Consider the following 20244-nt stretch of genomic DNA (forward strand, 5'->3'; position numbering starts at 1 on the left):
ATTGCACTCCGGAAGGCCGCAAAACCTTCCTAAAGCAATTTCTCAAATAATAGACCTATATCTAACAGATGTCAGAAAAAAATGTCTCATTTGATGCGTACATCTCGTGTTTTCGCCTGGATCATTCTTACCGGCCTGAGTGTCGCTGTCATTTTGTCTGCAAGCTTGTACCTGTATTTACGACCAAGCCTGCCTCCGGTCGAACAACTTCTCGACGTCAAACTGCAAACGCCTCTGCGGGTGTACAGCCATGACAACAAATTAATAGCAGAATTCGGCGAAAAGAGAAGGACGCCGGTCACAATCGAACAGATCCCTACACTTCAGTTACAAGCCTTTCTGGCTGCGGAAGACGCTCGTTTTTACGAACACTTCGGGGTGGACATCAAAGGCCTGACACGGGCTGCGATCGAACTGGTCTCCACCGGATCGATTCAATCCGGGGGCAGCACCATCACCATGCAGGTTGCAAAAAATTACTTTTTGTCACGCGACCGGACCTTCATTCGCAAGTTCAGCGAAATACTTCTGGCCATTCAAATCGAGCGCGAACTGAGCAAAGAGAAAATTTTCGAGCTGTACCTGAACAAGATCTATCTGGGCAACCGCGCATACGGCATAGCGGCCGCCGCCCAGGTGTATTACGACAAACCGGTTAATGAACTCTCTCTGGCCCAAATGGCCATGCTGGCCGGTCTGCCAAAGGCTCCATCCGCCTACAACCCGATCGCCGACCCGGAACGCGCACTCGTGCGCCGCAACTGGATACTCGGACGCATGGAAGACCTGGGATTCATAACCAGAGACGCTCGCGAACTGGCCTCTGGCGCGCCCATTACGGCCAGCTACAACGCCCGAGATACAGACGTCGATGCTGACTATGTTGCCGAAATGGCCCGCTCTGAAATGGTTCGCAGATTCGGCGACACGGCCTACACCGACGGCTACAGCGTCACTCTGACCGTTGACAGCCTGAAGCAGCAGACCGCCACCGACACGTTACGAGCCGGGCTCGAAAATTACGATCGCCGCCACGGCTTCCGCGGCGCCATCGCGCAGGTCGACATTGACGGCCTCACACCCGCCGAACTATCAGGAGAGCTTGCCAACTACCCCAGTGTGGAAAGCTTGCTACCAGCGATTGTGACGGCAATTGACGACAAGAGCGGAGAGGTTCAAACCCACACCCGTGCGCTGGGCCCCACCACCATGGCATTTGAAACCATGAAGTGGGCACGCAAACACCGCACCCAAAGCCTGACCGGCCCGGAACCCAAGAAACCTTCGGATGTTGTAAGCGTTGGCGATGTCATATATGTCAAAGCACTCGAATCGGCGCAAACCTCCGAAGACACGATATCTGTCGCACAAAACGTTGCTCTGGCACAGGTGCCCGATGTTGAAGGCGCCCTGATTTCCCTGAACGCAAAAACCGGTGCTATTGAAGCCCTTACCGGCGGTTACAGCTTCGGGCAAAGCAAATACAACCGCGCGACTCAGGCAAAGCGGCAGCCGGGCTCCACGTTCAAGCCGTTTTTGTATCTGGCAGCACTGGAGAACGGGCGCACCCCCGCCACCATCTACAATGACGCACCGATTGTACTCAACAACGCAGACCTGGAGGGTTCATGGCGCCCTCAGAACGCGTCCGGCCAGTTCTACGGGCCAACAACCTTGCGCAAAGGCCTGTACCGCTCGCGCAACCTGGTATCCATTCGGTTATTACGCGATTTGGGCATCCGCACCACGCTGGACTACTTGGAACAGCTCAAAATCCCTACTGACAACATGCCTGCAAACTTGTCATTGTCGTTGGGAAGCGGCCTGCTTACCCCCATGGAACTCGCGCGCGGCTTTGCGATCATCGCCAACGGCGGTTATGACGTTCAACCCTATTTGATCGAAAGCATTCGTGAATCCAATGGCACGGTGATTTACCAAGCACCTGAAACCATTCTCTGCGACCATAATTGCGACGCACTTGAGGCGCAAAACAGCCCGGCGAAAGCAGATAACACTGTAGCCGACGAAGTAGCACCGGAAACCGACGGCATCACCCTCCCTGCGTCCCGAAATTCCGAAAGCCCCCGCATCATGCGCAAACTGGCAGATACCCGCTCGATTTACATCATGCATTCCATCATGCAAGACGTAATTCAACAGGGCACAGGGCGTCGCGCCAGAGCGCTGGGGCGAAGCGATCTAGCCGGCAAAACCGGCACCACCAACGAGCAGAAAGATACCTGGTTCGCCGGTTACAACCACAGCATGGCGACAACGGTTTATGTCGGTTTTGATCAGCCGGCACCACTGGGGCGCGGAGAATACGGCGCCAGCACCGCACTGCCCATCTGGGTTGATTATATGAAGGTTGCGCTGGCGGACACGCCAGCTTCAGTGATGCCCCGCCCCAATGGCCTGGCCAACATTCGCATCAACCCGGAAACCGGCGAGCGTGCTCACCCCAATGAGGAAGGGGTATTTGAGCTCTTCAAAGAAGAGAATGTTCCCGCGCCGTTAACCGCTGACGAGCTTGGCAACCCATCCGGCAGCGCGCCGGAAAGCTTCTCCCGGCAGATTTTCTGAGCCGGGAACAAGGCAACCCCAACAATCAACCACAAAAAAACCGGCGGGATCACCGCCGGTTTTCTTGTGCGTGAAGCTGAACTACATCAGAGTTAGATGATGTCGTCCATAGACTTCAGCGGGTAGTGCGCAGGGTATGGTTGGCCTGCTACACCAGAATCCACAGCAGCGCGTGCCACCGCAGCGGGTACCACTTCCAGCAAACGAACATCCATCGGCTTCGGAATGATGTAATCCTTGCCGAATTCCAGGCTGTCTACGCCGTAGGCTTCACAGATTTCCTGGGGAACCGACTCTTTTGCCAGTTCACGGATAGCGTTTACCGCCGCCACTTTCATTTCTTCGTTGATGCAGGTCGCGCGAACGTCCAAAGCACCACGGAAAATGAACGGGAAGCCCAACACGTTGTTCACCTGGTTCGGGTAGTCTGAACGGCCAGTAGCCATGATCAGATCATCACGGGTAGCCATAGCCAGCTCGTGATTGATTTCCGGATCCGGGTTAGAGCAAGCAAACACAATTGGGTTCGCTGCCATCTTCTTCAGCTGTTCAGCTGTCAGAAGATCAGGACCGGACAGACCCAGGAATACGTCTGCGCCATCGATAGCGTCATCCAGCGTGCGCTTGTCTGTGTCGTTCGCAAACATTGCTTTGTACTGGTTCAGATCATCACGACCAGAGTGGATCACACCCTTACGGTCGAGCATGAAGATGTTCTCAGAGCGAGCACCACAGCTGATCAGCAACTTGGTGCAGGCAATGGCGGCTGCGCCAGCGCCCAAGCAAACAACTTTCGCGTCTTCAATGTTTTTGCCCTGCAGCTCAAGGGCATTGATCATGCCAGCTGCAGTTACGATCGCAGTACCATGCTGGTCATCGTGGAAGATGGGCACGTTGCACTTTTCAATCAGTGCGCGCTCAATTTCAAAGCACTCAGGTGCCTTGATGTCTTCCAGGTTGATGCCGCCAAAGGTGTCGGCGATGCGCTCAACAGTTTCAATAAACGCTTGCGGGCTTTCGGAATTAACTTCGATATCGAATACGTCAATTCCAGCAAAGCGCTTGAACAGTACGCCTTTGCCTTCCATTACCGGCTTACTCGCCAGAGGACCGAGGTTACCCAGGCCCAGGATAGCGGTACCGTCAGAAATAACGGCTACCAGGTTACCCTTGGCGGTATATTTGTATGCGTTCTCGGGGTCCTTCGCGATCTCGCGGACCGGCTCGGCAACTCCAGGACTGTACGCCAGAGATAGATCGCGAGCTGTTTGAGTAGGCTTAGTGACTTCTACACTCAGCTTACCCGGCCGCGGTTTGGCGTGATATTCAAGGGCTGCTTCTTTCAGATCTTGAGACATTGCCACTGTTCCGTTTGTCACGTTTAAAAGTAAAAGCCGCCTGACCTCAGGTCGACGGAGCGCGACATTATGGCGCGCTCGCCCAAAAACGACAAGCTAAACCCGAATATTTTATAGCCAGTCAATAGGGCATTTTGCGTATAACGATTCTTATTGCCTGAATTCCAGGCACAAAAAAAGCGCCCGTAGGCGCTTTTTTTTACATTCCGGCTAAGCTCAGTCTTTCTTAGCACCGATACGACCGCCGAAACGCTTGTTGAACTTATCGATACGACCACCGGTGTCCATAACCTTCTGCTTACCAGTGTAGAACGGGTGGCACTGGGAGCATACGTCCAGCTGCAGGTCGTGACCAACAGTAGAGCGGGTCTTGATCACGTTACCGCAAGAACAGGTAGCAGTGATGTCTTCGTACTTAGGATGAATACCTTCTTTCATGGCGAACCTCTTTCGGGCATGCCGCTACCTGATCACCGCCGGAGAAACCGGTTTTGGGTCAGGCACCGCAATTTTGAATCAATTGAAAGACCGCGCACTACCACGCCCGGCCAGAAACAGACCGCGAATCTTACTGGCAAAGCTGGCCACAGGCAAGTATCTTCCGCAGAGTCTATTACCTCAAAAGCATTAGCCGGCGCCATATCACCGATTTTCAGGATACGCAGATACCGTGACACATCCCAAAACCGCACGCATCGCCTTGAACCGCCCCCTGCGCCGGCTGTTCGATTACCGTATCCCGGACAACCTGCAACTCACGCCCGGCCAACGGGTTAACGTACCTTTCGGCCGGCAGACACTGACCGGCCTCGTGGTTGAAACCGGCGTGCAGCCGCCGAAAGGCATCACCCTAAAACCCATACAAGCGGCGCTCGAGCCGTGGCCTGCGCTTCCGGACAACACCTTTCGCCTGCTCACTTGGGCCAGCGACTATTACCAGCACCCACTGGGGGAATGCCTGTTTACCGCCCTGCCCCCGGCGCTTCGGCGCGGAAGACCCGCAGCTCTGAAACCCGACGAGCAATGGCAAACCACCACAACCGAAGCAGCACTGCCAGCGAACGCCCATCGGCAAGTCGCACTCTTCAACGCCATCAAAACAGCGCCCGGCATCACCTCCAGCGCACTGGTGCAGTCTGGCTATAGCCGAGCCCAAATTCGCTCGCTGGAACAAAAAGAACTAATCCAGCAAAGTGTCGCCTCAAATGTACAGCCGGAGATCCCGGAAGCAGCTCTCCCCGCTCCCGTATTATCCAACGCCCAACAAAAGGCCGCTGAAGAGCTACCAGAAGACACCAGGCAGTTCTCCGCAAGCTTGCTGTTCGGCATCACCGGTAGCGGCAAAACCGAGCTGTACCTGCACTATCTAAAAACGCGCCTTCTGCATAACGAACAAGCGTTGGTACTGGTGCCGGAAATCAATCTGACACCGCAAACCGTCGCCCGATTCCGCCGTTACTTCGGCAACCGCATTCAGGTATGGCACTCTGCCCTGAACGATAGTGACCGCCTTAGCACCTGGCTAAAGATTCGCAACGGCGAGCCAATCATTCTAATAGGCACCCGGTCGGCCGTCCTGCTCCCTTTTATCAATCTTCGCACCATCATCGTGGACGAAGAGCACGACAGCTCCTACAAACAAGGCGAAGGCTTCCGCTACTCCGGCCGCGATGTCGCCGTTTACCGCGCCCATTTGAACCAATGTCCGGTTATTCTGGGTTCGGCAACGCCTTCTCTGGAATCCTGGCACAACGCCAGCCAAGGTAAATACAACCTTGCCCGCCTGGAACAAAGGGCCGGTAACGCCAAACCACCCGAGCTTACCCTCTTGGATATTCGCAGCCGCCCACTGGAAGCCGGGCTGGCCCGCCCTACCCTGACGGCTATAAAGGAAACACTGGATAGAGGTGAACAGGCGCTGGTATTCGTGAATCGCCGCGGCTTTGCCCCCATCATGATGTGCTTTGACTGTGGCCACATGGAAGAGTGCCCCCGCTGCGATACCCGCCTGACTTACCACCGGCGAGACCGGGCCATGCGCTGCCACCACTGCGACTACCAGGCCGCTGCAAGCCACACCTGCCCGAAATGCAAAAGCGAAAACTTCAAACCGGTGGGCCAAGGCACCGAGCGCACGGAGGAAACACTGGCGGAACAGTTCCCCGACATCCCGATCGTTCGGGTAGACCGGGACAGCACACAGCGCAAAGGCAGCATTCAAGCGATACTGAAACAGGTCAACAGTGGCGAGCCCTGTATTCTGGTGGGCACTCAAATGCTCGCGAAAGGCCACGACTTCCCCAACGTCACCTTAGCCGCCGTAGTCAACGCCGATGGCGGCTTGTTCAGCGTGGACTTCCGTGCGCCGGAACAAATGATTCAAACCCTGCTGCAAGTCAGCGGCCGGGCCGGCCGTGGCGACAAACCGGGCAAGGTGCTCATACAAACTTGCCACAGCGACCACCCCCTGCTGAATGCTTTATGCCAAGGCAATTACCCCGCCATCGCGGATCAACTTCTGGCCGAACGGGAATCCGGTTTACTGCCCCCATTCCGCGCGATGGCCATCCTGCGCGCAGAAGCCGACACCATGCAAAACAGCCTGCAGCTGCTTGACTCGCTGAAGCCCGTGGCCAGCACTCCCGGCGTTGAAGTGTGGGGGCCACTGCCCGCAGTTATCGCCCGAAAAGCCGACCGCCACCGTGCACAGCTAATATTGGTGAGTGATCACCGCAAACAACTCAACCGATTACTCACCTACCTGTGCCAGCATTTGGACCAAACCAAGCTGCCCAGTAACACCAAATGGATGGTGGATGTAGACCCGCAAGAAACCGGTTGAAGCAAGCAAAAACGCGAATCAGCGCAAGCCGTGCAAAACGTTACAATCTTTTTCACAATTTTGACCGAGCGAGCATTCCATTTCTGTTGGCTGTGCTATGATTTTCAGCAATCTAACCGATAAAGCTGAATAACAACTGAGGTTGCGGTTCTCTCGCAGGGAATGCGCAGCGAAAAGGCTTTTGCTGTAACGAACACTGGAGATAAATAATGTCAGGGAAAATCCTTGCGCGCATGTCAGCGTTGTCGCTGGCCGTAATGCTGGCCGCTTGCGGGGGGGACGAAAGTTCCACACCTATTGTTAACGTAAACACCGGTCAAGACGACCCTTCCACCCAAGAAGACAACACTGGATCAAGCGAAAACGAAGGTGACACTGGATCAGGCGACACAGCGGTTCCTGGAGACACTCCCGACACCGGCGGAGACAATACTACTGAAAAAGTCGCCTTGCTCGGCACAGGAACAGGGGGCAACTTCACAGAAGGCCAGCTATTTGCTGCACCACCTGCCATTGAAGCCCAAGGATCACACAGCTTTGACTTAACGCTTGCGGACCCTGAAACAAAAGAACCATGGCTGAAGTCTGGCCAGAGCGTCAGCTACGCCTCTCCCTGTATTGACGCAGGTATCGCAAGTATCGAAGGCCCTACATCCGCTGACTCTGGCATCATCAAAGCCAGCTATAAGAGTTCCGGTTGTTACGGCACTGACTTGGTCCATGCTTTTGTTGGAGACTCAACAACCCCGGCCGCTTCGGGTTCGGTCACAATTACCCCTCCCGCAACGCAAGAATTGGCGTTAGCAGACTACAACCCTCAAACCGACTCAATAACAGCGACTGGCTCCATACATAGCTCCTCTACCAACGTATCCAAGTATGGACAAGCCAGGCTATCCGTAGGCATTGTCGATATTAATGATGGCAATAAACTGCAAGAAGGCATCCCCTACACTGTCAATTTTAAGGCGTTCTGTGCCGGGGGCGAGAACGGTTCTTTGCTCGAGCCGGCATCTATTTCGACCGAAAACGGCATCGCTGAGACAATCTTTACTGCAGGCGCATGTAATCAGAACCCACAGGAAATAAAAGCAACCATTGAAGGAGCCGACGGCAGCATCGCTCCAGCCAGTATTGCAATTACCGTTGATGAGTCTCAGGCTTTCCAGCTTATTGCTGCATTACCTGAACCTATGTCAATCGCACCTTCATTTTTATCTACCGAAGGTCGTGAAACAGTTTCAAAACTCAAGTTCACACTAAAAGATCAAGCTGGCAGCGGAGATGGCCTGCCATTTGAAGATGTGACATTCACTATCGATAGCCCATCAACCGCTGAATTTGTTGAGCAGGGAACTGGAAACGCAGTCAATTCAATTACTGTAACAACGGACAACGACGGTGTCGCTATCGCACAGGTACGTGCAAAAGAAGGCGTTGACCATGAAGAGTTTCGAGTTATTGCTACCTTTGGCAGCCTGACGACTTACTCAATGCCAATTGTTGTTAATTCGATGCTCCCCTACGAGCCAAAGTTTTCACTAAGCACTGAAAACTTCGCTCCCAATACATGGGGAATAAATGGTGTTCAATCATCTCTAACTATTTACGTGGCAGACAAAAATGGAAACCGTATACGCGGCAACACTTATGTAAATTTCCAAACTGATGAGGGCTCCATTGATCCAGACTGCGTAGTATCGGATGGGCGATGCACAGTTACATGGGAAAGCCTCAGAACATCTCAGCCTTATGCTACGATCACTGCCTCTACACACGGGCGTACAGCTGCTGGAGGCACCGGCACTATAGAGTCATCAACTCAGATTCTTATGTCGACTAATCAAAATGTCTTTCTAACCTTAAACAGACAAGGTGCGGTTGATACTGCAGGCACTCAGTATTGCGCCACTGCTTGGGTTCAGCTACCTGGGGAGGGGGCAACTATGTTCTCACCGCCGGTCGGAACCGAAATTTCGTTTGAAATATCTACAGGCGAGCTGGCCCCCGGAGCAGTTGCATCCAAGACAATCCCGTCCGTTGGCAGTTTGGTTCTAGACAGCGACGGTTACGAGGTGTGCACCACAGTTAAACCAGAAGTAGATGACACTGTGACGCCCAATGCCTACGCAATTGAAGTCGTTGCTACAGTCCAAACTCCCGACAACGGAGACGCGGCCACGAAAATCACCTCTGATAATTGGACAGATTAAAATCAACAAAAAGCCCGGCCTAACCGCAAGCCGTTTACCTTATGTGTGGATGAGCTTGGCTGACTCGGGCAACAATGAAAAACCAGCGACCAAAAATCGCTGGTTTTTCTTATTCAAAATAACTGAATAACTGCATTTTTACGCTTCTATTTTGGCATGGCAAATTTTCTGATCGACCTCTACCATCGAACTATGATCCCTCGATGGAGTCCCTGCCATGACCTCAGAAACACTTCGCAGTACATCACCCCAAGAGATGGCAGAGGTGGGTCTTCGGATTTGTCGCCGAATAGCAAGAGCCTGGGATCTTAACGAGTCAGAGCAGATAGGCCTTCTTGGGATAGCCCCGCAGAGCAATGAGGTACACCCCGAATCCCTGGAGCGGTTTTCCTATATTCTTGGAATCTATAAGAATTTGAGGATTTTGTATCCCACCGAGGAGCGGGCAAACCAGTGGGTGAAAAGGCCCAATAGGGCTTTTGGCGGCAAGTCGGCCTTAGAGATCATGATCGAAGATCCCGCTCCCGTGCGGCGGTATCTTGATGCTCAGTTGGTTTAATTCGCTTGCCCGGTCCGGGTGCAGGCATTTTCCCTTAACCCTTCTTTTTCTTCTTTTTGGCTAGTTCTGGAAAGTCCTGCTCAACCTTTTCTAGAAACCATTCTTTCATCGTCAGTCCGCGCTTCTTAATCTCACGATGAAGCGCTTCTTTGTCTTCTGCATCTATCTCTAAAACAATCCTTCCGGACTTACCTATGGCCATACTGCCCCCATTAATGTCACGTCACATGACGTAATATTGTTAATTGTAGTTTGAAATTGCAACAAACAAAAACCCTTTAATTTGCCGTATTTAAATACGTTATGTGACATCATATCACTTGACATAACATTGATAAAGCATTACACTGTCGGTAATTATTGAAAATCCAAAACTAAAGGTAGCTTCATGGATCCAGTGCAAAATACTCAGGCAGCATCTCTTTCCTCATTTGTATGGGAGGCGGCTAACGAGCTGTGGGGCGATTTCAAGCACACAGACTTTGCTAGGATCATCATTCCGCTTTTGCTGCTTCGGCGAATGGAGTGTGTTTTGGAGCCAACGAAAGAGGATGTCCTGGAAGCGTATGAGTCCGAGAAAGGAAGCGGCATCGATCTGAGCATCTACCTTCCTAACATCTCGAAGCTGCCCTTTTACAACACCAGTCAGTACACCATGGGAACCGTTGGTTCCACACACACCCGATCAAACCTGGAACAATACGTCAGTCACTTCTCACCGAATGTCCGTCTGGTTTTCGAGGAGTTTGGGTTCAATAACACCGTTGAAGAGCTGGATAAGGCCAAGCTCCTGTACCGAATGGTCAGCCGCTTCTCCAATATCGACCTTCACCCGGATGTTGTTTCAAATCGTGTTCTTTCGAATGCCTATGAGGATCTGATCCGCAAGTTTGCGGCGTCGATCAATGAGAAGGCCGGGGAATTTATGACCCCGAAAGACGTTGTCCGCTTGACTACAAAGCTGGTTCTGAGTGCCGACGAAGAGATCTTCACGGAAAGCGGCGTTATCCGGTCAGTCTACGATCCTTCATGCGGTCTTCTGGGTTTTATCACTGACGCGATGGACCAGATCGAAGAGATGGGGTCTACCGCCAAAATCATTCCCTACGGACAGGAGCTTGATCCAAAAACTCACGCGATGGCACTGACCTCGATGCTGATTCTCGGATGGGATGGCAAGAATATCGTTCAGGGCAGCACCCTGTCCAACGACAAGTTGAGTGATAAGCGATTCCACTACGGCCTTGCGAATCCTCCCTTTGGGATCAAATGGGATAAGGATAAGTCGGTTGTTGAGGCCGAGCACAAAAACCTCGGCTATGCCGGTCGTTTTGGCCCCGGACTTCCACGTGTCAGTGACGGCTCTATGCTTTTCTTGATGCACCTGATTTCTCGGATGGAAGACCCTGAAAACGGCGGTGGCCGTGTTGGTATCGTGCTTTCAGGGTCGCCTCTGTTTACCGGTGATGCGGGCTCTGGTGAGTCTGAGATTCGTCGCTGGCTTCTTGAACAAGATTATGTGGAAGGCATCATTGCTCTACCGAACGACATGTTCTTCAACACTGGCATTGGCACCTACGTCTGGATTCTTTCCAATAAGAAGGCTGATCAACGGAAGGGCAAGGTTCAGCTCATTAACTTGGCTAATGTCTGGACGCTCATGAGGAAGTCTGAGGGCACCAAGCGTCGATACCTCACCGATGATCAGATTGACGATGTGGTTCGTCTGTATGACAGCTTCACTGAATCCGAGAACTCAAAAGTCTTTGACACCACTGACTTCGCCTTCCGCAAGGTTGCGATTAAGCGCCCTCTTCGTGGCAAGCTCATCGTCAATGAAGAAAGCATTTCCTTACTCCGTGAAGGGAAGCAATTCCAAAAGCTTTCGAAAGAACAGCAGGAGGCTTGGCTCGACTACTTTGATGAGCAACATGGCGAACATGAATACGACTGGGCGCACGGTCTGGTCAGCCGCCTGAAGAATACAGGCAAAATTGGCAAGACCACCAAGGCACTCGGAACCGAGTTCGCCAACACGCTGTTTCAGCAAGACCCTGACGGCGACATTGTCACCGACTCCAAGGGTAACCCTATTCCTGACACCTCTCTGAACGATACAGAGAATGTTCCGTTCAAGCAGGACGTAGAGGCCTATTTTGAAGAGGAGGTTCTACCCCATCTTCCAGATGCGTTCATTGATCACAGTGTCCGCGATGAGAAGGACGGTGACGTTGGCATTGTTGGCTACGAAATTAACTTCAATCGCTATTTCTATAAGTACGTTCCGCCGCGTTCATTGCACGATATAGATACTGATCTGAAGGCTTCTGAGGCTCGGATTCAAGCGCTGCTTGATGAGGTGGCTGAATGAAAAGCTACCCCCTATACAAGAACACCGGCCTATCTTGGATCGATGAGGTTCCCCAGGAATGGAAAAAGGTTGCTATCAAATTCTTAGCATCAGATAAGAATTCAATATTTATTGATGGCGATTGGATTGAAAGCAACGATATTACCGACAGTGACAGTATTCGCTACATTACTACAGGAAACGTTGGGGTCGGTAGATATATCGAGAAAGGCAATTCTTTCATTAGCGAGGAAACTTTCTCTAAGTTGAGATGTAAAGGTGTTGAGTCTGGCGATATTTTGATAAGCAGGCTCAACCTTCCTATAGGTCGATCATGCATAGCTCCAAATCTCGGGCAGCGAGTTGTTACATCTGTAGACAACGTTATTTTGCGGAGTGATGATGCGTATGACCGAAGATTTCTAGTCTATCTGTTCTCTAACCCAGATTATCTTAATAACGCAGAAAACCTCGCCCGTGGCACGACCATGCAGAGAATTAGTCGCACTCAGCTTGGGAATATACGGATTTTTGTTCCTGAAAGTCTGAGCGAGCAAAAGTCAATTGCTGACTTTTTGGACCGTACACTTGCACCTGTGGATAGTTTGATTTTTGAGAAGCAAAAATTCATCAGCCTTCTCAAAGAAAAGCGCCAAGCCCTGATCTCACACGTTGTGACCAAAGGTTTGGATGCAGATGTGGTGATGAAGGATAGTGGGGTTGAGTGGATTGGTGAGATTCCGAAGCATTGGACAACATCAAAGCTTAAACATGTATCAACGTGCAACGATGAGGCTCTGGCCGAATCTACAGATGGAAATTTTGAAATTGAATATGTTGATATTGGCTCTGTTAAATCCGATAAAGGCATAGTTAAAAGTGAGACCCTTAAATTTTCGGATGCACCATCAAGAGCGCGAAGAATTGTCCGAGATCAAGATATTATAATTTCGACAGTTCGAACCTATTTGAAGGCTATCGCACCGATTGACGATCCTTCATCGAACTTAATTGTGTCAACTGGATTTGCAGTAATTAGACCTAAATTGGTTGATTCTAGGTATGCAAAATATTTTTTGATGTCAAGCCAATTTATACATGAGGTAATTGTTCGGTCAACAGGAGTTGGGTATCCAGCCATCACAGCAACTAATCTGATGAATATTGATCTGACTATTCCTGACCAGCGCGTTCAAGTTGAAATATCTGATTTTTTGGATCAACGAATCCATAAAATCAATAGTCTAATAGATGAAACATCAAAATCAATTGAGTTGCTTAAGGAGCACCGGACTGCTCTGATAAGTGCTGCTGTAACTGGAAAAATCGACCTAAGAAAGAAGGAGGTAGCGTAATGCCACAAGCCCATCACGAGATTAACTTGGAGGCCTACGTTACCAAGAAACTGGTCGCTAACGGCTGGCTGGAAGGCAATCCCGAGAAGTACGACCGTCATCTGGCCATGTACCCGGATGATGTCGTTGACTGGGTGAAAGCCTCTCAGCCTGAGAAGTGGGACAAGCTTTACGCCATCAATGGTGAGGATACCCGAAATGTCCTTCTTAGCCGTCTGGAGAAAGAACTGAATTCCAAGAACGGCGGCACGATCAACGTCATTCGTCACGGTCTTTCCATTGCGGGTGCTGGTCGCATTGATATGAGCCAGTGCGCTCCGGAAGACAAGAACAACGAAATCCTGATTGATAAATACAAAGCTAACCGCCTGAGGGTCGTCCGCCAGGTCAAGTTTAATACGACTCGTGAGTGGTCGATTGACCTCGTGTTCTTCATTAACGGCATACCAACAGCAACAGTGGAGCTTAAAACAGACTTCACTCAGTCCATCGAAGATGCGATTACTCAGTACAAGCAAGATCGCCTCCCGAAATACAAGCTGAACGGCAAGTCCGTTTCAGAGCCCTTGCTTACCTTCAAACGGGGAGCTGTGGTCCACTTCGCGATGTCCGATTCAGAAATCTCGATGACGACGGAACTGAAAGGCGACAGCACCTACTTCCTGCCCTTCAATAAGGGCAATAACGGTCATGCAGGCAACGCGCCAAGAGATGATGGTGAATACCCAGTGGCTTACTTCTGGGAATCTGTGTGTACCTGGGAAAGCTGGCTCCGGATTTTCCATAGCTTTGTTTATGTTGAGACCAAAGAAAAGGTCGATAAGCACGGAAAGCCCTTCAAGGCTGAGACCCTGATCTTCCCGCGCTATCATCAGTTCGAAGCTGTAAACAAGATGATTCAGGACGTGAAGAAAAACGGGCCTGGTAAGCAGTATCTAAACGAGCACAGTGCCGGTTCCGGTAAAACCAGTACCATTGCCTGGACAGCTCACGATCTAATCAAGATCCGCCACGATGACGGTACACCGTACTTCAACTCGGTCATCATTGTGACTGATAGAACGGTCTTGGATTCCCAGTTGCAAGACGCTGTGAAGCAGCTTGACCATCAGTTCGGTGTTATTGAGGCAATTGACTCTCAACAGTTCGGTGACTCAAAGAGTAAGCGCCTGGCGCAGGCCCTGAAAGAAGGGGTGCCCATTATTGTTGTGACGATCCAGACCTTCCCGTTTGCAATGGAAACGATTCTTACCGACAGAACGCTAAAAGATCGAAACTTCGCAGTCATTATCGACGAGGCTCACACCAGTCAGACCGGCAGCACCGCCCAAGGCCTTCGTGCGGCCCTGTCCATGGACTCCAAGAAGAAAATGGATCAGATGGACATTGAAGAGGTGCTGCTTGAGATCCAGAAATCCCGTGTACAGCCTTTGAATGTCTCTCATTTTGCGTTTACGGCCACACCCAAGCATACGACCATGACATTGTTCGGACGTCGTCCTGACCCTTCTCAGCCGCCTTCTGATATCAATAAGCCGGAATCCTTCCATAGGTATACCCAGAGGCAGGCCATTGAGGAAGGATTTATCCTGGATGTGCTTCAGAACTATATTCCCTATCGCGAAGCCTATCGATTGGGTGTTCAGGGCGTTGAGGATAAACGTGTCGATAAAAAGTTGGCTAACAGAGCACTGGCCCGCTGGAAATCTTTGCACCCAACCAACGTGACCCAGAAGGTTGAGTTCATCGCAAACCACTTCATGAACTCCGTTGCGAATCTTCTCGATGGTGAAGCCAAGGCTATGGTGGTTACCAGTGGTCGAGCCCAGGCTGTGAAGTACAAAATGGCCTTCGACAAATACATCAAGAAGCATGACCTTCATGGGATCAAGGCCCTAGTGGCCTTTTCTGGCAAGGTGCCAGGCCAAGATCTTGGCGAGGATGATCCTAAAGACCCTCTCGGATTCGATCCTGAATCTGATTACACCGAATACAACCTGAACCCCGACGCAGAAGGTAAAGATCTCCGTAACGCGTTTGATGAGGCTCAGTTCAACGTCATGATTGTGGCCAATAAGTTTCAGACTGGTTTCAACCAGCCGAAGCTGGTGGCCATGTACTTGGATAAGAAAATTAGTGGTGTCGAAGCTGTACAGACACTCTCCCGATTAAACCGAACTTATCCAGGCAAAGAAGAAACTTACGTCATCGACTTTGTGAACGATCCTGAAGCCATTCTGAATGCTTTTAAATCCTACGATGAAGGCGCGGAGATGGCAGAGGTTCAGGACCTCAATGTCGTCTATGAGATCAAATCAGAGCTGGATAACGCTGGGATCTACAACCAGTCAGACCTTGAGCATTTCAAAACGGCTCGTGGAAGATTCTTGGTCGGCAAAGATGTCCCTGAAAATGTTCATAAGCGCCTTTACTCTGCAACCCAGCGGCCCACGGATATTTACAACTCAAAGCTCAATGAACTGTCTGACGCCATCAAGGAGTGGGATAAGGCCTTTGAAAAGGCCTTTGAAGCGAAGGACGAAAAAGGCATGTCCCATGCTGAGGCTAAGCGCAGTGAACTCAGCAAGGAGCGGGAAGAATACAAGCAATTCAAAACGGTTCTTGCCCGATTTGTTCGTGTCTACAACTACATTGCCCAGCTTGTTGAATTGAGTGATGCAGAGCTTGAGAACTTTGCAGCGTTCTCCAAGCTTTTGAGTCGCAGGCTTGAAGGCGTGACTCCTGAGAATGTAGATCTTTCTGGTATCATTTTGACCCACTACGCAATCAAAAAGGTGGACGGTGATACTGAAGGAGAGGCTGAGCCGGTTCGCCCTATTACCGGTGGTGGTGGAGAACCTATTGATCGTGAAAAGGAATTCCTGACACAGATTATCGGCCACCTTAACGACATCTTTGGTGATGTGTCTGACCAAGATACCCGAGAGAACTTTTTTGAAGGGTCCTACAAATCCCTTTTCAACGACTCAAAGGTTGCCGAGCAGGTTGATAAAAACACCAAAGAGCAGGCCTTACAGGGCGATCTGATGAAGGTACTGGTGAATAAGGTCTTTGGTTTGAGAAATGACTACAAGGACTTGTCTGACGTTGTCTTTAAAGATGAGGACGCGTTGGCTGCATTTGCCTCACTTCTCATCGACAAGCGGAAGCATGATCTCGAAAACAAAAACTGAATGAGACTATACTATACGTAAGGTTAAAAAACTTTGCGTATAGTCGCTCCACCGATTCTATTGGTATTTCCTGTAATACAGAATTTTCTCCTCCGGAATTGGTGTCTTGGCGAGTCCCAGCTTCATCGCTGGCGTAATTTTCCGAGTTGATCGACTGCAATAGTTGTAATGAATCCTGAATATGTCGCCAACGATGGTGTACATCTCAGGGTTGTATGCTGAATAGCCATGCCAGATTCTTCCCATTCCTGTTCCAGACTGAAACGGTCTCTCGAAATACATGGACATCCTACGGATATTCATAAAGAACCTGTCTACAGGGGCGAGAGTGACCATCCGGTACAGGTTCGCCTGGTGCATCGTGTCGTACTTGGAAAGATCCGTGACAGCGGCCACCATCTTCTCTGGCTCAGCTTTTGAAACCCATGGGTGCTCTATCCACCACTCAGGTGAGTTCGGGATTTTAATAGGCTTCTTGAGGCGCTCAGCGATGATGTTGTTCGTCACCTCCATCAGATCCTTGAAGGTCAGCTGCCTCACAGGGATCCCTGAGATAACCGAGACCATTTTGCGGAACTGCGCAACAAGCTTTTCTTTCTCATCATTGGTTTTATTCTTTGATGTCCGGACTAGAAACCCATCAGAGCGATCTTCGGCAATTTCCTCACGGAAAGCTGAGATATAGGCGGTCTTCATACCGCTATCCAAATCCAAGAAGAAGCGAGTTTTTTCAGTACTTGCGAAAAGGCGCTTGAGCAAGAAAAAGTGGGCCATCATCGTATATTCGTTATGGACTAAGGCCCCACGGACAGGAAGCTGTTTGGTAGCGTCGATGTTTTCCGATGAGTCTGAGAGATTGAATTTTTGGTCGATGAAAGACTTTATTTTGATTTCGTCCCTGAGATTTCCCGCAAAAGGCAGTTTCTCTTTCGGAGGTCGATTCTTAACGGCTTCATCAAACTCTCTGGCAAGCCAAATTCTGGCATGCTTGCGGTGATGTTTCGCTCTATCGTAGTCACCAGACTCAATAGCATCTCTTTCGGCCTCATATGCGTCTACAGAGCCGTCGTAGTTGAAGTTGAAAGCAAACACATAGCTGGAATTCAGGCAGGCTGTAGCAATCCCATAAAGATCTGAGTTTCGCTTGTCGTCACGGTGAGACCAGTTAGTCATCAGGATCTGTCTGTCCGTAGATAGGTAAAGGCGCTTGAAATTCATCCTCTCAAGCTTCCTCTCCCGGCTTCTTGCAAAATCCAGGCATTGTCTGTGGATGAACCGAATTTTCCCGTAAACAGCCTTTTCAGAAAGATCCAGAAGCTCGGCTATGCGTCGAATGGGTTCCTTGTTGACCAAAAGCTTGAATAGGAGCTTGTTGAGATGGGGCTTCTCCTGCCGTCTTGATTTTGGCTTTGCTGAGAAATTTTTCCCGCAATGGTTGCATTGGTAGCGCTGATTTCCGCTGCTTGTCCTGCCATTTTTATTGACTGATATTGGCTTTTTGCCTATGTTGCTATCACAAGCCTGATTTGGGCATTTAAGCGGGTTCTCATTCAGATAGCCGGAGATCCTCGAAAGCTCTTCATAAACAGCTTGATTGCTTTTCAGAGTCGTGGAGACAACGGTGATGTCCTCACCTTGCTTTTTTCGCTCTGTGCAGATTTCACAAACGAGAGAGGCAGTATTTTTACCGGTTCCTGAGATCCGATAGGAGCCTCCACCACGCTGAAATGCCTCTTCCAACCCTTCGCCAGATCCATCAGAATTTTTGATAGAACTGAGCGTCAAAAAGTTTTCACACGTCGGATTTCGGCATCCATTAGCCTGGATATCTTCAACAGGGAAGGGAATTCTGGGCGGTCGATTTTGGAAAGATTTCTTTCCCATTTTTGGAAGCGCCTATACTGTCTGGATGTACAGTATTATAGGCCCTTCCAGAGGGATTGTCAGCTAAGCCGTCCACACATAAGGTAAACGGCTTGGCCTAACCGCCGGGCTTTTTGCTTACACTCCAACTTTCCGCGATAATACGCCTCTTCTATTTTCAACGGGCGCCCTGCCCTGACACCCACTCTTCTGAAAACCGAGTCGTCTGACGCATGAAAGAGACCGTATCCGAGCTTCTCCAGTCTGCACTGGCCACCCTTCAATCCGAAGGCACGTTGCCGGCTGATCAAACCTTCACTCCGCAAGTTGGCAATACCAAGGACAAATCCCACGGGGATTACGCCTGTAATATTGCTTTGGTGGCTTCCAAAGCCGCTGGCTGCCCTCCGCGAAAACTGGCTGAAGCGTTGATCGCTGCGCTGCCGGAAAGCGATGCGGTTGCCAAGGTAGAGATTGCCGGGCCCGGGTTTATCAACTTTTTCATGAGCACCGCCAGCGCGTTCGGGATTGTGAACACGATTCTGGATGAAGCGGAGCAGTTTGGCCGTAATAACAACGGCAAGGGTGAAAAGGTTCAGGTGGAGTTTGTTTCCGCCAACCCCACCGGCCCGCTGCACGTGGGTCACGGCCGTGGCGCGGCGATCGGAGACTGCCTGTGCCGTCTGTTGGAAGCCAACGGTTACGATGTTACCCGCGAGTTTTATTACAACGATGCCGGTGCTCAGATCAACAACCTGGCACTGTCGGTTCAGTCCCGGGTGAAGGGCCTGACACCCGAGCACGAAAGCTGGCCAGAAGACGGTTACCGGGGTGATTACATTGTTGATGTGGCCAATGCCTACCTGGCCGGTGAAACCGTGATCGCGGACGACCGTGAAGTTACGGCTAAAGCGGACCCCGATGACCAGGCGGCGATTCGCGAATTTGCCGTTGCCTACCTGCGCCGGGAACAGGATCTGGACCTGAAAGCCTTCGGCGTTCAGTTCGATGTGTATTTCCTGGAATCCTCCCTGTACGACGATGGCAAAGTAGAAGCCACCGTTGAGCGCCTCAAAGCCAACGGCTACACCTATGAGCACGAAGGTGCCATGTGGCTGAAAACCACCGAGTTCGGCGACGATAAAGACCGGGTGATGCGCAAGAAAGACGGTGGCTACACCTACTTCCTGCCAGACGTGGCCTATCACCTGGACAAGTGGCAGCGTGGCTTTACCACCGTGATCAATGAGCAAGGTGCGGATCACCACTCCACCGTGACGCGGGTTCGCGCGGGTTTGCAGGCACTGAAAGCCGACATCCCTCAGGGCTGGCCGGATTACGTTCTGCACCAGATGGTGATGGTTACCCGTTCCGGGCAGGAAGTGAAAATATCCAAACGTGCCGGTAGCTACGTCACCGTGCGTGATTTGATCGACGAAGTGGGCCGCGATGCCACCCGCTTCTTCCTGGCGGCGCGCCGGGTAGACTCCCAGTTGACCTTCGATATTGACCTGGCCCGCTCTCAGACCAATGAAAACCCGGTGTATTACATTCAGTATGCCCACGCTCGGATCTGCAGCGTGTTGCGCAAGCTGGAAGCCGAAGGCGTTCAGCGCGGTCGCACCGAATGCGTGGGTGACTTGAGCCTGCTGAAGCTGGATGAAGAAAAAGAGCTGGCAAACCAGTTGGCGAAATACCCGGAACTAATTGCCAACTCCGCGGCTCAGCGTGAACCGCATCATTTGACGCACTATTTGCGCGACCTGGCCGGCCAGTTCCACACCTACTACAACGCGCACAAAGTGCTGATTGAAGACACCGCACTGCGTGATGCACGAGTGAGCTTATACCTGGCCGTGCGCCAGGTGATCGAGAACGGCTTAGGCCTGCTGGGCGTAAGCGCCCCTGAGGAGATGTAAGCAGC

12 protein-coding genes are annotated in these 20244 nt (G+C 51.1%); 8 read left to right on the forward strand and 4 right to left on the reverse strand.

The annotated features are described in order from the left end of the window. Positions 1-81: 81 nt before the first annotated feature. The gene (locus Q9245_RS14855; RefSeq protein WP_305897914.1) at positions 82-2586 is read left to right on the forward strand and encodes a penicillin-binding protein 1A; all 2505 of its coding nucleotides are present in this window, start codon (positions 82-84) and stop codon (positions 2584-2586) included. Between the two features lie 92 nt (positions 2587-2678). Here Q9245_RS14855 and Q9245_RS14860 read toward each other — a convergent pair whose 3' ends face one another. Next, the gene (locus Q9245_RS14860; protein WP_305897915.1) at positions 2679-3944 is read right to left on the reverse strand and encodes a malic enzyme-like NAD(P)-binding protein; all 1266 of its coding nucleotides are present in this window, start codon (positions 3942-3944) and stop codon (positions 2679-2681) included. A gap of 216 nt (positions 3945-4160) precedes the next feature. Next, complete coding sequence (gene rpmE, locus Q9245_RS14865; RefSeq protein ID WP_114335865.1) at positions 4161-4382, reverse strand: 50S ribosomal protein L31; 222 nt, start codon at positions 4380-4382, stop codon at positions 4161-4163. Positions 4383-4614: 232 nt separating this feature from the next. On the opposite strand from rpmE, the gene Q9245_RS14870 reads away from it, so the two are divergent. The 3 genes from Q9245_RS14870 to Q9245_RS14880 all read left to right on the forward strand — a co-directional run bounded on the left by Q9245_RS14870 (position 4615) and on the right by Q9245_RS14880 (position 9558). Beyond that, positions 4615-6786 carry a primosomal protein N' gene (locus Q9245_RS14870; protein ID WP_305897916.1) on the forward strand — a complete coding sequence of 724 codons (2172 nt, stop codon included), beginning with the start codon at positions 4615-4617 and terminating at the stop codon, positions 6784-6786. Between the two features lie 209 nt (positions 6787-6995). Continuing rightward, positions 6996-8999, forward strand: a complete 2004-nt coding sequence (locus Q9245_RS14875; protein WP_305897917.1) for a hypothetical protein — start codon at positions 6996-6998, stop codon at positions 8997-8999. A 217-nt stretch (positions 9000-9216) separates the two neighbouring features. After that, complete coding sequence (locus Q9245_RS14880) at positions 9217-9558, forward strand: MbcA/ParS/Xre antitoxin family protein (RefSeq protein ID WP_305897918.1); 342 nt, start codon at positions 9217-9219, stop codon at positions 9556-9558. 34 nt (positions 9559-9592) lie between these two features. Here the strand turns inward: Q9245_RS14880 and Q9245_RS14885 are convergent, their stop codons facing one another. Further along, positions 9593-9760, reverse strand: a complete 168-nt coding sequence (locus Q9245_RS14885) for a hypothetical protein (protein ID WP_305897919.1) — start codon at positions 9758-9760, stop codon at positions 9593-9595. Between the two features lie 186 nt (positions 9761-9946). On the opposite strand from Q9245_RS14885, the gene Q9245_RS14890 reads away from it, so the two are divergent. From Q9245_RS14890 to Q9245_RS14900, 3 genes are read left to right on the forward strand one after another with little or no spacing between them, the layout of a single operon-like run. Further along, a complete protein-coding gene (locus Q9245_RS14890) occupies positions 9947-11929 on the forward strand; it encodes a class I SAM-dependent DNA methyltransferase (protein WP_305897920.1) in 1983 nt (660 codons plus the stop codon). Continuing rightward, positions 11926-13263, forward strand: coding sequence for a restriction endonuclease subunit S (locus tag Q9245_RS14895; protein WP_305897921.1), 1338 nt, complete (start codon positions 11926-11928; stop codon positions 13261-13263). The genes Q9245_RS14890 and Q9245_RS14895 overlap by 4 nt, the downstream gene beginning before the upstream one ends. Further along, a complete protein-coding gene (locus tag Q9245_RS14900; RefSeq protein ID WP_305897922.1) occupies positions 13263-16457 on the forward strand; it encodes a type I restriction endonuclease subunit R in 3195 nt (1064 codons plus the stop codon). The genes Q9245_RS14895 and Q9245_RS14900 overlap by 1 nt, the downstream gene beginning before the upstream one ends. A gap of 57 nt (positions 16458-16514) precedes the next feature. On the opposite strand, the gene Q9245_RS14905 is transcribed toward Q9245_RS14900, so the two are convergent. Beyond that, positions 16515-18341: a hypothetical protein gene (locus Q9245_RS14905; protein ID WP_305897923.1), complete on the reverse strand. Its 1827-nt coding sequence runs from the start codon at positions 18339-18341 to the stop codon at positions 16515-16517. A gap of 212 nt (positions 18342-18553) precedes the next feature. On the opposite strand from Q9245_RS14905, the gene argS reads away from it, so the two are divergent. After that, on the forward strand, positions 18554-20239 hold the full coding sequence (gene argS / locus Q9245_RS14910; RefSeq protein WP_305897924.1) for an arginine--tRNA ligase: 1686 nt from the start codon (positions 18554-18556) through the stop codon (positions 20237-20239). Positions 20240-20244 lie beyond the last annotated feature (5 nt).

The sequence above is a fragment of the Marinobacter sp. MDS2 genome, from assembly GCF_030718085.1.
Classification (GTDB): Bacteria; Pseudomonadota; Gammaproteobacteria; order Pseudomonadales; family Oleiphilaceae; genus Marinobacter.

Excerpts from the sequence above, each read along its gene's own strand:
- Q9245_RS14855 (WP_305897914.1), top strand. The coding sequence starts at position 82 with ATGTCTCATTTGATGCGTACATCTCGTGTTTTCGCCTGGATCATTCTT.
- Q9245_RS14860 (WP_305897915.1), bottom strand. The coding sequence starts at position 3,944 with ATGTCTCAAGATCTGAAAGAAGCAGCCCTTGAATATCACGCCAAACCG.
- rpmE (WP_114335865.1), bottom strand. The coding sequence starts at position 4,382 with ATGAAAGAAGGTATTCATCCTAAGTACGAAGACATCACTGCTACCTGT.
- Q9245_RS14875 (WP_305897917.1), top strand. The coding sequence starts at position 6,996 with ATGTCAGGGAAAATCCTTGCGCGCATGTCAGCGTTGTCGCTGGCCGTA.
- Q9245_RS14880 (WP_305897918.1), top strand. The coding sequence starts at position 9,217 with ATGACCTCAGAAACACTTCGCAGTACATCACCCCAAGAGATGGCAGAG.
- Q9245_RS14885 (WP_305897919.1), bottom strand. The coding sequence starts at position 9,760 with ATGGCCATAGGTAAGTCCGGAAGGATTGTTTTAGAGATAGATGCAGAA.
- Q9245_RS14890 (WP_305897920.1), top strand. The coding sequence starts at position 9,947 with ATGGATCCAGTGCAAAATACTCAGGCAGCATCTCTTTCCTCATTTGTA.
- Q9245_RS14895 (WP_305897921.1), top strand. The coding sequence starts at position 11,926 with ATGAAAAGCTACCCCCTATACAAGAACACCGGCCTATCTTGGATCGAT.
- Q9245_RS14900 (WP_305897922.1), top strand. The coding sequence starts at position 13,263 with ATGCCACAAGCCCATCACGAGATTAACTTGGAGGCCTACGTTACCAAG.
- Q9245_RS14905 (WP_305897923.1), bottom strand. The coding sequence starts at position 18,341 with ATGGGAAAGAAATCTTTCCAAAATCGACCGCCCAGAATTCCCTTCCCT.
- argS (WP_305897924.1), top strand. The coding sequence starts at position 18,554 with ATGAAAGAGACCGTATCCGAGCTTCTCCAGTCTGCACTGGCCACCCTT.